This is a genomic window from Rahnella contaminans (assembly GCF_011065485.1).
GTDB classification, from domain to species: domain Bacteria; phylum Pseudomonadota; class Gammaproteobacteria; order Enterobacterales; family Enterobacteriaceae; genus Rahnella; species Rahnella contaminans.
In genome coordinates, this window is sequence record NZ_JAADJS010000003.1 from 344,543 (window position 1) to 356,566 (window position 12,024).

12 protein-coding genes are annotated in these 12,024 nt (G+C 53.8%); 8 read left to right on the forward strand and 4 right to left on the reverse strand.

Annotation, left to right across the window (positions count from 1 at the left end; translation table 11 throughout):
- Positions 1 to 85: 85 nt before the first annotated feature.
- From GW579_RS16275 to pagP, 5 genes are all read left to right on the forward strand, one after another.
- Complete coding sequence (locus tag GW579_RS16275) at positions 86 to 1,693, forward strand: PTS transporter subunit EIIC (protein WP_165060197.1); 1,608 nt, start codon at positions 86 to 88, stop codon at positions 1,691 to 1,693.
- Positions 1,694 to 1,766: 73 nt separating this feature from the next.
- Positions 1,767 to 2,213: a ribose 5-phosphate isomerase B gene (gene rpiB, locus GW579_RS16280; protein ID WP_152323802.1), complete on the forward strand. Its 447-nt coding sequence runs from the start codon at positions 1,767 to 1,769 to the stop codon at positions 2,211 to 2,213.
- A complete protein-coding gene (gene rpe, locus GW579_RS16285; RefSeq protein ID WP_165060200.1) occupies positions 2,210 to 2,896 on the forward strand; it encodes a ribulose-phosphate 3-epimerase in 687 nt (228 codons plus the stop codon). The genes rpiB and rpe overlap by 4 nt, the downstream gene beginning before the upstream one ends.
- 432 nt (positions 2,897 to 3,328) lie before the next feature.
- On the forward strand, positions 3,329 to 4,441 hold the full coding sequence (locus tag GW579_RS16290; RefSeq protein ID WP_152323804.1) for a mechanosensitive ion channel family protein: 1,113 nt from the start codon (positions 3,329 to 3,331) through the stop codon (positions 4,439 to 4,441).
- A 109-nt stretch (positions 4,442 to 4,550) separates the two neighbouring features.
- Positions 4,551 to 5,138 (forward strand): lipid IV(A) palmitoyltransferase PagP, encoded by a 588-nt coding sequence (gene pagP, locus GW579_RS16295; protein ID WP_165060573.1) that lies wholly within the window; start codon positions 4,551 to 4,553, stop codon positions 5,136 to 5,138.
- A gap of 61 nt (positions 5,139 to 5,199) precedes the next feature.
- Here pagP and GW579_RS16300 read toward each other — a convergent pair whose 3' ends face one another.
- Positions 5,200 to 6,054, reverse strand: a complete 855-nt coding sequence (locus GW579_RS16300) for an aldo/keto reductase family oxidoreductase (protein ID WP_165060203.1) — start codon at positions 6,052 to 6,054, stop codon at positions 5,200 to 5,202.
- 95 nt (positions 6,055 to 6,149) lie between these two features.
- Between GW579_RS16300 and GW579_RS16305 the strand changes: the two genes are divergently transcribed.
- Positions 6,150 to 7,070, forward strand: coding sequence for a LysR family transcriptional regulator (locus tag GW579_RS16305; protein WP_165060206.1), 921 nt, complete (start codon positions 6,150 to 6,152; stop codon positions 7,068 to 7,070).
- Here GW579_RS16305 and GW579_RS16310 read toward each other — a convergent pair.
- From GW579_RS16310 to GW579_RS16320, 3 genes are all read right to left on the reverse strand, one after another.
- Entirely contained in the window at positions 7,067 to 7,549 is a 483-nt protein-coding gene (locus GW579_RS16310) for a nuclear transport factor 2 family protein (protein ID WP_206738960.1), read from the reverse strand. The genes GW579_RS16305 and GW579_RS16310 overlap by 4 nt on opposite strands.
- 225 nt (positions 7,550 to 7,774) lie before the next feature.
- Positions 7,775 to 9,046, reverse strand: coding sequence for a DUF1479 domain-containing protein (locus tag GW579_RS16315; RefSeq protein WP_165060212.1), 1,272 nt, complete (start codon positions 9,044 to 9,046; stop codon positions 7,775 to 7,777).
- A gap of 152 nt (positions 9,047 to 9,198) precedes the next feature.
- Positions 9,199 to 9,984, reverse strand: coding sequence for a MipA/OmpV family protein (locus GW579_RS16320; RefSeq protein ID WP_165060214.1), 786 nt, complete (start codon positions 9,982 to 9,984; stop codon positions 9,199 to 9,201).
- A gap of 125 nt (positions 9,985 to 10,109) precedes the next feature.
- Here GW579_RS16320 and GW579_RS16325 point away from each other — a divergent pair, with 125 nt between their 5' ends.
- Both GW579_RS16325 and GW579_RS16330 read left to right on the forward strand, forming a co-directional pair.
- Complete coding sequence (locus GW579_RS16325; RefSeq protein ID WP_152323810.1) at positions 10,110 to 10,808, forward strand: response regulator; 699 nt, start codon at positions 10,110 to 10,112, stop codon at positions 10,806 to 10,808.
- On the forward strand, positions 10,805 to 11,986 hold the full coding sequence (locus GW579_RS16330) for a sensor histidine kinase (protein WP_152323811.1): 1,182 nt from the start codon (positions 10,805 to 10,807) through the stop codon (positions 11,984 to 11,986). Before GW579_RS16325 ends, GW579_RS16330 begins: the two co-directional genes overlap by 4 nt.
- Positions 11,987 to 12,024 lie beyond the last annotated feature (38 nt).

Genomic DNA, 12,024 nt, shown 5'->3' on the forward strand with positions numbered 1-12,024 from the left:
CGCGAAGGCATCAAAAACGGGCTCTCCGATCCAATGCCCTTTCTGATAAAAAAAAACTGTTCCTCTACATGAACAAGAGAATCCTATGAAATCGACATTGTTCGGCATCCTTCAGCGTATCGGGCGCTCTTTTATGCTCCCGATCGCCTTGTTGCCTGTGGCCGGGTTATTACTGGGCATCGGTGCATCATTCACTAACCAGACAACTATTCACTCTTATGGCCTGGAATCTGTGCTGGGAAATGGCACAGTACTTCACGCTTTGCTCACAGTTATGAAAAGTGCAGGCAGCGTGGTCTTTTCCAATCTGCCGGTAATGTTCGCCATCGGCGTCGCAATGGGCATGGCGAAAAAAGAAAAAGAAGTGGCCGCTATTTCCGGTGCGATTGGATTTTTCATTATGCACGCCACCATTAATGCCCTGCTGGACATCAACGGATTACTGACGCCCGGCGCGTTGCCGGACGGCGCTCTCGGCATGACGCTGGGGATTAATTCGCTGCAAATGGGCGTTTTCGGCGGTGTGATCACCGGCCTTGGGGTTGCCGCGTTGCATAACCGTTTTTACCGGATAGAACTGCCCGCAACGTTTTCATTTTTCGGCGGTACGCGGTTCATTCCCATCATTTCGGCCATCACTTATCTGTTTGTCGGGATTCTGATGTTTTACATCTGGCCGACCCTCCAGAACGGGATTTTGCACCTCGGCGGACTGGTTAACAGCGCGGGCTATGCGGGAACGTTTATCTACGGCGTAATTGAACGGGCGCTGATCCCTTTCGGTTTGCACCATGTTTTCTATATGCCGTTCTGGCAAACCGGTCTCGGTGGCACGGAAGTGATCGACGGCGTGACGGTTTCCGGTGCGCAGAATATCTTCTTTGCTGAACTGGCCAGCCCAAATACCAAAGAGTTCTCGGTCGAAGCGACGCGGTTTATGGCGGGTAAATTCCCGTTCTATCTGTTCGGTATTCCCGGCGCGGCGCTGGCGATTTATCACACCGCGCGTCCGGAAAAACGCCGGTTGGTATTAGGTTTACTGTTATCCGCGACCCTGACCGCCGTTCTGACGGGTATCACGGAGCCGATTGAATTCTCGTTCCTGTTCGCCGCGCCATTGTTATACGTGCTGCACTGCCTTCTGGCCGGATTGTCATTCATGCTTTGCCACATCTTTAATGTCGGCGTCGGCCAGACGTTTTCCGGCAGCTTAATTGATTTTATTCTCTTTGGTGTTTTGCAGGGGAATACGAAGAGTCACTGGATAAACGCTATTCTCATCGGGATCCCGCTGTTCCCCATTTATTATTTCAGTTTCCGCTTCATGATTACGCGATTTAATTTCAAAACGCCGGGACGCGAAGACGATAACGAAGAAACTAAACTTTATACCCGGCAGGATCTCGCCGCGCGCGATCAGAAAAATAATACCGGTGGGCTGAACGGGGACGGGCTCAATATTTCGCAAACCATTATCGCCGGGCTGGGTGGAGCGGCCAATATCTCGGATGTCGACTGCTGCGCCACGCGTCTGCGTATCACGGTTCTGGATGAAAATCAGGTGGATGACGCGCTGCTAAAAAGCTCAGGCGCAAAAGGCGTGATCCGAAAAGGCAAAGGTGTTCAGGTGATTTACGGCCCGCACGTCACGCTCATTAAATCGAATTTGCAGGATTGTCTCGAAAGCGTATAGCGAAGGTGAGGGGGAATTATTCCCCCTGTCCACCGCTTCATTTTATTTATTGTTAATGGTTGAAGGGAGAAATATGAATATTGCAATTGGCTGTGATCACGTCGGGTTTATTCTCAAAGCGGACATCATCGGGCATTTAATTAGCCGGGGCATGACGGTGACAGATAAAGGCGCTGATGAGAATACGCGCACGGATTATCCGATATACGGCAAAGCGGTGGCAGACGCGGTGGTTTCAGGCGAAGCCGACTTAGGGATTGTATTTTGTGGTTCCGGGATCGGCATTTCCATTGCGGCGAATAAAGTTCACGGCATTCGCGCGGTGGTGTGCAGCGAGCCGTATTCGGCGAAATTGTCCCGCGAACATAACAACACCAATATTCTTTCCTTTGGGTCACGCGTTGTCGGTTCTGAGCTTGCAAAGATGATTATCGACGCGTGGCTGGATGCTGAATTTGAAGGCGGACGCCACCAGAAACGGGTGGAGATGATCACCGCCATCGAGGAGGCGCAGCAATGACCACGCAATTTTGCCCGTCGCTGATGTGCGTGGATTTTTCCCGTCTGGGTGAGGAACTGTCCAGCCTTGAAGCGGCCGGTGCGGCGATGTTCCATATCGACGTCATGGACGGACATTTTGTCCCGAACTTTGCGCTCGGCCCGGAAGATATCAAAGCCGTTTCGAAGCTGGCGACGATACCTTATGACGTCCACCTGATGGTCACGAACCCGGACCCTTACATCGCGCGTTTTGCCGATCTGGGTTGCAGCATTATTTATGTCCACGCCGAAGCGCCAATCCATTTGCACCGGACGCTGGGCAATATCCGCAGCCGCGGCATCAAAGCAGGCGTGGCGATTAACCCCGGCACGTCGCTGAATATTCTGGAGGAAATCCTCGACGTGGTAGACGTAGTCATGGTGATGTCAGTGAATCCGGGTTTTGCGGGGCAGCCTTTTATAGAAAGCTCGTTCAGCAAAGTCCGCCGGCTCAGAACCATGCTGAATGAAAATAAGAGCGATGCGCTCATCGCCATCGACGGTGCTATTTCTCCCGAGGTGGTAAAAAAGCTCGGCACGGAAATTGACCTCTTTATTCTCGGCACAGCAGGGTTATTCCGCAAAGATATGTCATACAAAGAGGCGATGACTGTTCTGCGTAAGCAGGTCGTTATGGTGAAGGGCGCGGGAGAAGTGGCATAACCCGTGCGCGGGGATGAAGGCAATAAAAAAGCCATTCTGCAAAATAACGTCATTCGCAGGATGGCTTATGTTTTTTACGGCGGAAGCTGTCAGCGTCCTGCTGGCCCTGATAAAAAAAAACGCACTTAGTTGCGGGCACCAATGATCAGCGCTGCGACCAATGCAATTGAAACGAACGACATATAACTCACCACTAAAGCTCTTTTCATAATTAAGCACTTCAGTTGAACGTTTTTCAGAACATCGGACTCACGACTGGACGCAGAGTAAACCGGGCAAATCGCAGCTTACCTATTGATGATAGATCACGCCGACGCGGCAATGTTTCTTCTTTTTCAGTTTTTCCTTCTGTTTACCGAACTTTCCGATTCTGTCAGCCCGCGCGTCTGCGTTCCCTATACTGGTAGTTTGCGGTTAATTCCGGGAGGGAAAATGAATTTTCTATCACATTTCGATTTCATCACGCTGGTGATGACGCCGGAGTTCTGGACAGGCGTCGCGACGATGGTGATTGTGACGTTTGCTACTTACTGGCTGCTGAGCTGGGTGCTCTCATTTTTGCGCAAAGGCGTAAAAAGCTGGGGAGAGGTGAATCAGGCCAGCCACAGAATACGGTTTGTGCTCGGCGAAATTCTCAACCGGACAAGCAACTTACTGATTTTTATCGCAGCCTTTTTGTTCAGCCTGCGGTTCGTTAATCTTCCCGATCATCTTTACAGCACGATAACCCACGCGTGGTTCTTGGTTCTGGCTTTCCAGATGGCGCTGTGGCTGGATCAGGCGGTCGTTTCGTGGTTACGCGATCTTATGCGTCAGCCCCGCATGCACAGAAACCCGGTTACGCTGGTGATCACCGGTCTGATATTCCGCGCGGTGGTGTGGACGGTGATGCTGCTGTCGATTCTGGCGAATGTGGGCGTCAATATTACCGCGCTGGTCGCCAGCCTGGGCGTCGGCGGTATCGCCATCGCGCTCGCCATTCAAACCATCCTCAGCGACGTCTTCGCGTCACTCTCCATCGGTTTTGATAAACCTTTCGAAATTGGTGATTTTGTTGTGTTTAATGATGTCGCCGGAACGGTCGAACATATTGGCCTGAAAACCACGCGAATACGCAGCCTGAGCGGTGAGCAGATCGTCTGCGGTAATGCCATTTTGCTCCAGCAAACGTTGCATAATTACAAGCGAATGCAGACGCGCCGTATCGTATTCAATTTTGGTGTCGCGATTAATACGCCGCCGGAGAAGTTGCGTAATATCGGCGATATGGTCAAAGACATTATTATTGATGTGGGTGAAACTAAATTCGACCGTGCGCACCTTCTTGGGTTTGGCACAGACCGCCTGAATATCGAAGTGGTTCATATCGTCAATACAGCCGACTACAACAAATACATGGATATTCAGCAGGAAATCAATATCCGTATTATCGAGAAGCTTATCGAGCAGGATATTGAAATGGCGCTGCCTAATATGATTGTTCAAACGCCGGATAAAAGCGAACCGGGGAAATGGGAGGCCACCCGCGCAAGGCAGCAGGCGTAAAAATGCACTTCTGATTTTATTGAGGTTTATTGATTAACAATAAAAGTCCCTGCCGGAGGATGAGCTATCATTGACTGAAATAGTGCTCTCAGCAAACTCTGGTGGACGGATGATAATAAAGAAAAAACTCAATTCAATCATGATGGTGTTAGGCATTGCCTGCACGATACCCGCAGTGGCTGCTAACCCCACGGGCGGCAACAGAAGCGGAGTATCGGGCCTGTGGGAAGATTTTAAAGACGATGTTTCCCTGACCTGGAATGAACCGCAATATACCGATGTCTATCTTCCTTTTCTAAGCTGGCATAACCGGCTGACGTACGATAAGCATAAAACAGATCATTATAATGAAATGCCGTGGGGTGGCGGGATTGGCGTTTCCCGCTATACAGAAGAGGGCAACTGGAGTGGACTTTTTACGATGGTATTTCAGGATTCCCACCGCGAGTGGCAACCCGCCGCCGGTTACGGGTGGGAAAAGGGAGGGTATTTCACGCAAAGTAAGGATGTCCGTCTTGGGCTGGGATTAGCGGGCGGAATTACCGCCCGTCAGGATTTCGCTAATTACGTACCGCTGCCATTCTTATTCCCACTTTTTTCTGCGGGATATAAAAACGTCAATTTGCAGTTCACTTACATCCCCGGAACTTACAATAACGGCAACGTGCTTTTTGCGTGGCTGAGATATGGTTTTTAGATATTACCCACGGTCAGACGCTATTTCAGCCACTGATGAAAGGCTTGCCTTACGGCTGGCCTTATATTCCGTTTAGCCTATCCATCACGTCTTCGGACAATTGCAGCGTCGCGCTCGCCAGATTTTCCTGTAAATGTTCCGGCGACGACGTGCCGGGGATCAGCAAAATATTCGGTGAGCGTTTGAGCAGCCACGCCAGCGCGACCTGCATCGGTGTGGCCTGCAATGTGGCGGCCACCTCATCAAGCAACGTGGACTGCAACGGTGAAAAACCGCCCAGCGGGAAGAAAGGCACATACGCAATGCCCTGTTCCGAAAGGGTATCGACCAGCGCATCATCGCGCCGGTTCGCCAGGTTATACATGTTCTGAACGCAGGCAATTGTCGTCAGTTTCTGCGCGTCAGCGACCTGAGTTGCCGTGACATTGCTCAGGCCGATATGGTGAATCAAACCACGTTCTTTCAGTCTGATTAGCGCTTCCAGTTGTGGTTCGAGTGAACCCTCTTTCGGCTGATGAATGTCGAGCATGCTGCGCAGATTCACCACGTCTATTGTTTCCAGCCCCAGATTACGCAGGTTATCTTCCACGGCCTGCGTCAGTTCCTGCGGGCTGAAAGCCGGTAACCAGCCGCCTTTTTCATCACGGCGCGCGCCGACTTTGGTCACAATACACAGATTGTCAGGGTACGGATGCAGTGCTTTTTTGATCAGCCGGTTGGTTTCATGCGGGCCGTAAAAATCGCTGGTATCGATATGATTCACACCGCTGGCGATGGCGTCACGCAATACCTGAATGCCCCGCGCTTCATCTTTCACCGGGCCAAAAACGCCCGGTCCCGCCAGTTGCATGGCGCCGTAACCTAAGCGTCCTACTTCGCGATCGCCCAGGCGATAAGTCATGGAAGGCTTTGACATGGAATTCTCCTCTGTGAATGTTCACTGATTGTAGCGGGGCGCTGGTTGTGCAACTATCCGGTAAAATCAGCACAAACTGTACGAGGTTACGCACAATGTCGATGGATATCGCCCTGTTGCACGCAGTGGTTGAAGTGGCGAAAGCCGGTGGATTTCGTGAGGCGGCGCGCGTCACCGGCAGCAATGCGTCCCGGCTCAGTGATGCGGTGCGTCGCGCAGAACAGCAGCTCGGCATCCGGCTGTTTCACCGGACGACCCGCACAGTGGTGCTGACCGAAGCCGGCAGGGCGCTGATCGAACGTTTGCAGCCCGCCATGAATGAGGTGAATGCCGCGCTGGACGCGCTTAACCGTTATCGCAATACGCCCGGCGGCACGCTGCGGCTGAACGTTCCTGTCAGCGCCACGCGGCTGGTTTTGCCTGCGCTGGTGCCGGAATTCCTCCGGCGTTATCCGGATATCCAGCTGGAAATTATTGCGGAAAGTAATGTGCAGGATGTGTTTCGCGACGGCTGCGACGCCGGTATTCGTTACGACGAACGTCTTGAGCAGGATATGGTGGCGCTTCCCATCGGGCCGCGCCGTCAGCGTTACGCGGCGGCGGCGTCTCCCGCGTATCTCGACGCGCAGGGCAGGCCGGAACATCCGCGGGATCTGATTGAGCATCGCTGTCTGCGTGGCCGCTATGCCAGCGGTAATATGCCGGACTGGGAATTTGAGCGCGATGGCGAAAACCTCAGCGTGCAGGTGAGCGGCCCGCTGGTGGTGAGCGTCGGCGGGGCGGTGGATCTGGCCGTGGAAGCCGCTATCGCGGGCGCGGGTATCATCTACCTGTTCGAAGAGTGGCTGGCGCCCGCCATTGTCAGCGGTAAGCTGGAGCCCATCTTGCAGCCGTGGTGGCTGTCGTTTTCAGGCCCTTATCTTTATTACAACGATCGCCGCCTGATCCCCGCGCCTTTGCAGGCGTTTATCGATTTTGTCCGCGAAGACAATCTGAACCGGGCGGCGGCCGGTTAAAACCCGAATTCGCTCAGGCCGGGATGATCGTCAGGTCTGCGGCCCAGCGGCCAGTGGAATTTGCGGTCGGCTTCAGCGATGGGTAAATCGTTGATGCACGCGTGACGTTCGAACATCAGCCCCTGCGCGTTAAACGCCCAGTTTTCGTTGCCAAAACTGCGGAACCAGTTGCCGGAATCGTCGTGCCATTCGTAAGCAAACCGCACGGCAATCCGCTCACCGTCGAACACCCACAGCTCTTTAATCAGGCGGTAATCCAGCTCTTTGGCCCATTTACGTTGCAGGAATTCCACCACACCGGCCTGACCCGTGACGAATTCGCTGCGGTTGCGCCAGCGCGTATCGGCAGAATACACCTGGCTGACGCGCTGCGGATCGCGGCTGTTCCACGCATCTTCGGCAAGCCGGACTTTTTCGATGGCGCTTTCACGCGTAAACGGCGGAAGGGGTTTTTTCACAATTAAGCGGCTGTCAGTCATCATGGCCTCACGTTAAGGGAGAATGTGCGTTGGTGTTTCATGTATATAAGCGTTCGGCCACGTAGAAGAAAGCAATGTTGCGTTGCTAATCGTAAATCAGCACGTTTTTTCCCTGAACCTACCCGTTGGCTTTGCGCTTATGGGATTTGCGGGCATCAGATGGTCGTTGTTTCGGGAGGACAATGCAGACCTTAAACGCAAGGTCTGCATTGAATGGGAATGGGATTACTTCGCGGCGTCCTGCCCTAAGCCCTGAAGGCCGTTCTTATTCAGATCGGTATCCCGGAACCGGTCTTTCCAGTTCATTTCATAATGTTCTGGCGGGAAATCCGCAGGGGAAGTTCCCTGTTTCAGGGCGTCGTGTACGGAGTGCGCATACGCCAGATTTTTATCGCACATCGGCGCTGCCGGAATGTACATCACGTTTCCCCATCCTTGCTGGTTTTCAACCGGCGCAACCGAATGAATCACATCGCAGTGCCACCAGACAGAGTCTCCGGCCTGTAATTGCGGAATGCTGCAAAGGCCGTTAATGAGGTGAGGGTGCCATTTCTCTGAGACAGGCAAAACCCGGCCCGGCGCGACGCCGCACAATTCATCTTCGGGTACGTCATCTAACAACGGGCGAAGCAACATGTAGGCCATCGCCTCAGGGACCGGCACAACGTGCAAAACGCCCTGGCCGCTCTGTATATCAGACAACGCCGTCCAGCCCTGGAAGGTGCGGAATACGGAGCATTTTGTGGTATCAGCGACGTCATATTCATTCACATCTGGCCGGAACGCCGCATCCCACGGGTCATATTCGTCAAAGCGATTGTTGAAAATATTCCGAAAGACGTTCTGATAAGCAGGCAATAACCAGCGTTCCAGCGCGCCGGAGTCAGTGTGCGCCCCGAGGCCTTTGGAGGTCGTTCCCGGCAGTCTGCGGCGGAGCCGGTCAGGATAAATGACGCTGATATCGGGGTTAAACCAGACTTTTCCTTCGCTGTTGAATTTCCACAACCGGTTGAGGAATGACTGAACCGCGCCGATCTCCTGACTTTGCCTTGCCTCCATCTGCGCTTTTGACCAGTAGATGGGATAAATTTCGGGACGCGAAGCCTCCAGACTGCCAAAGAAATTATCGCCCGGCCCGCGGTAAACGTCGTCGAAATGGTTATTGTCCAGATAACTGAGCATGGACTCGTCCATCGCCAGCGCCGCATCGCGCCCGAACGTTCCGCGCACAACCAGACAACCACGGCGCTTAACCTGCGCAATCAGCGCCCCGGATCCTTTTCCGGCGGCGAGATCTGACCATTCGATCTCTGGCCAAGCCGAACCCTGAGCACGTTCCTCTTCACGGGCGGCAGCAATCTCTGATTCAATTTTGCTGCACACCTGATCAAAAAGCCCCTGCACATCACCAATCTGAGACCGTAGTTTTTGTTTTACGTCAATGATTTGCTGTTTGTAATCTTCCGGCAGTTTTGTCGCGATGGGGGTTTTATGCATGATGATTCTCCCGTGTCGTTTATGATTTTTATTACATACGAAGTATATATTACTTTCATTCGTAAGTTCATGGACGACAGTAACAAAACTCAGTGCAGGTGTTTTTGCAGCGGATCACGGTTTTGAAATTCGGGTTTGCGCGGCGGGAATGCTTAAAAAGTATAAAGCACGCCAAGATTCAGCGTGGTCCCGCCGCGCTGGTCAACGATCGGGCTTTTACCGGCGTGATCGCTCAGCCAGGCGTAATCTACACTGACGACGCTGCCCCAGTGTGGCGTGAACTGGTGACTCCACGTCAGACTGCTGTCCACGCCATAAAAACCCCCGGCCGCCTGATAAGGCGCGAAATCCGTGCGTTCGCTTTGTTTCTGGCTCACGCCATAGAAGGTATTCATGTAACGCCGGTCACCAAAAAGTGTCGCGGACTGGAGTGCAACGGTGTCAGCGTTATTTTGCACGGGCAGGAGCGTGACGGATGTCTGATAGTGTACGCCTTGCCCGTCGCTCAGCGGCAGGGTGGCTTTGCCTTCAAATGAAAGCCACGGCGTGGCAGACCAGCCCACCGCGATGGCGGTATTGACGGCTGCATCGATATTTCCCATGCCTTTGAGTTTATTTGAACCATCACGCCAGGTGGAATTTCTGTCCGCCCGGCCCAGGCTGAACCCCAGCGTATGTTCAAGATACAGGCCGTTATCTGCCTGTAAGTCATACCCCACGTCTTTCAGGGAGTCGAAGAAAAACGCGTTGTCCCGCGCCTGAATGACCGGCCCCGCCAGCCAGTGACGCTGATCTGATCCGCTGTAACGCGGGGCGCTTTGTGCGCCCATCCCGACCGTAAACGTTTCCGCTGACGCATCGTCACCGGCCTGTGCCTGCCACGCTGTTGCGGACAGCGTGAAACAGGTAATGTGCAGCATAAGTTTTCTGGATATCATTGTGACTCCTCATCACCCAACCGTATGGTTCGTAGCGGATTGCAGCCGCGCCGAAAACCGGAGTATGCAGAGGCAGTGTCAATAAACTGTCTGGGATTTATGAAGAAACAGTCAAGGCGGCAGACATGCAAACAAAACGGATCCTGATCATTGAAGACGACGTCGATGCGGCGGATGTTCTTGATGCGTATTTGAAACGTGAAGGTTATGAGGTGCAGATTGCGGGAGACGGGCTATCCGGGCTGGAGAATGCGCAGCGCTGGAAGCCTGATCTTATTCTGCTGGATGTGATGTTGCCGGGAATAAGAGGGACGGACGTTCTGGCGTCAATCCGCCGCGAAAGCCGCGTTCCGGTGATCATGGTGACGGCAATGGGCGATATGCCTGACAAAATTGGTGCGCTGCGGTTCGGGGCTGATGATTATGTTGTCAAACCCTACAACCCTGGCGAAGTGGTGGCGCGGGTGCAGGCTGTACTCCGGCGGGTGATTTCCGGCTCAGAGGCTGTGTCTTCCGTGTTGTGCTGGCAGGGGCTTGATGTTGATACCGATGCCCTCACCGCCGCTGTCCGGTCAGCCTCAGGTGAACCGCGCTATCTGGATCTAACACCAACAGAGTTCGGTGTGCTGAGCACATTAATGCGCGCTCCGACGCGTCCGTTCTCGCGGCAATATCTGCTTGAACATTGCCTGCCGGAAAGCGAGGCGCTGGAAAGGGTCGTTGATACGCACGTTTATAACCTGCGTAAAAAGCTGGAATCTGCGGGGATCGTCAACGTGCTGGTCAACGTGCGTGGCGTCGGTTACCGGTTCAGGCAACCATGAGTGGCCCACATTATCAGTCCCTCTGGCGCTGGATTTGTGTCCGTATCCTGACGCTGGCAATCGGCAGCGTGATCCTGATTGCGCTGTGCATGTGGCTGCGCTTTGTCATCGAAAATCTTTGGGTGTTGCACCACATGTCCCCGGCAATGCGGGCTGAATTTGAGGTGCTGCGCAGTAACCCTGAGCTTAATCTGGCGCGGTTTCATGAGATTGTGGATCAGGGCTGGGGCGCGCGCTATTCGGATCCTTCGATTGCTTCTGCCGACTGGATGATGGTCGGCATTCTGGTGGTCGTGGTGATCCCTTTTATCGCGCTTTTGGGTTTAAAAGCCGCGCGCCCGCTTTCGTCGCAGTTCAGCCGTCTGGCGCAGGTGGCCCGTTCGGTCACGAAAGGGGATTTCAATACACGGGCTGAAGCGGTGAAAAATGCCCCGTCTGAACTTATCCAGTTTACCGATGATTTCAACGCCATGATGCTGCAACTTTCCCGCTATGAGCGGGAACTGCGGGCGTCGCATGTCGCGATGGCGCACGAGCTGCGTTCGCCGCTGACGGCGGCGGTAGGGCGGTTACAGGGGATGCTTGATGGCGTATTTCAGCCGGAGCCGCGTCAGTTACAGATGGTCATGAAACAGCTTTTGCATCTGAACCGGCTGATTGACGAACTGCATTTGCTTTCGCTGGCGGACGCCGGTCAGCTGAATCTTCATAAAACATCTCTGGATCTGGCTGAACTGCTGCGCGAGCGCGTGGCCTGGCTCAGGCCGCAGCTAGCGGAAGCCGGTTTTGACATCACCGTGACTCCCGATATCCCCTGTCCTTATGTCGGGGATCCGTTCCGTCTCGGGCAGGTCTTCACTATTCTGATGGAAAATGCGCTGCGTTATGCGCAGGAAGGCCACCGGCTGGATATCGCAATTTCGCACAGTGAAGGCGGCGTGGAGATTGCGTTTCGGGATCACGGGCCGGGTGTCGATGCGGGTTTTCTGCCGGTAATGTTTGAACGCTTCAGCCGGGCAGAATCTTCCCGCGCCCGGCACTCCGGGGGCAGCGGGCTGGGGCTATCCATTGCCCGTGCGATATGTGAAGCCCATGGCGGCGGCATCCGGGCTTTGCTGAAAGAACAGGGCGGGCTGGTTATCACGGTCAGTTTGCCTCAGCCGGAAGCGGGAAAATAAATAAGCGGTTCTTGACGGTTCCTTGATGAAATATCTCG

Coding starts and splice junctions, on each gene's coding strand:
- GW579_RS16275 (WP_165060197.1), top strand. CDS start 86: ATGAAATCGACATTGTTCGGCATCCTTCAGCGTATCGGGCGCTCTTTT.
- rpiB (WP_152323802.1), top strand. CDS start 1,767: ATGAATATTGCAATTGGCTGTGATCACGTCGGGTTTATTCTCAAAGCG.
- rpe (WP_165060200.1), top strand. CDS start 2,210: ATGACCACGCAATTTTGCCCGTCGCTGATGTGCGTGGATTTTTCCCGT.
- GW579_RS16290 (WP_152323804.1), top strand. CDS start 3,329: ATGAATTTTCTATCACATTTCGATTTCATCACGCTGGTGATGACGCCG.
- pagP (WP_165060573.1), top strand. CDS start 4,551: ATGATAATAAAGAAAAAACTCAATTCAATCATGATGGTGTTAGGCATT.
- GW579_RS16300 (WP_165060203.1), bottom strand. CDS start 6,054: ATGTCAAAGCCTTCCATGACTTATCGCCTGGGCGATCGCGAAGTAGGA.
- GW579_RS16305 (WP_165060206.1), top strand. CDS start 6,150: ATGTCGATGGATATCGCCCTGTTGCACGCAGTGGTTGAAGTGGCGAAA.
- GW579_RS16310 (WP_206738960.1), bottom strand. CDS start 7,549: ATGACTGACAGCCGCTTAATTGTGAAAAAACCCCTTCCGCCGTTTACG.
- GW579_RS16315 (WP_165060212.1), bottom strand. CDS start 9,046: ATGCATAAAACCCCCATCGCGACAAAACTGCCGGAAGATTACAAACAG.
- GW579_RS16320 (WP_165060214.1), bottom strand. CDS start 9,984: ATGATATCCAGAAAACTTATGCTGCACATTACCTGTTTCACGCTGTCC.
- GW579_RS16325 (WP_152323810.1), top strand. CDS start 10,110: ATGCAAACAAAACGGATCCTGATCATTGAAGACGACGTCGATGCGGCG.
- GW579_RS16330 (WP_152323811.1), top strand. CDS start 10,805: ATGAGTGGCCCACATTATCAGTCCCTCTGGCGCTGGATTTGTGTCCGT.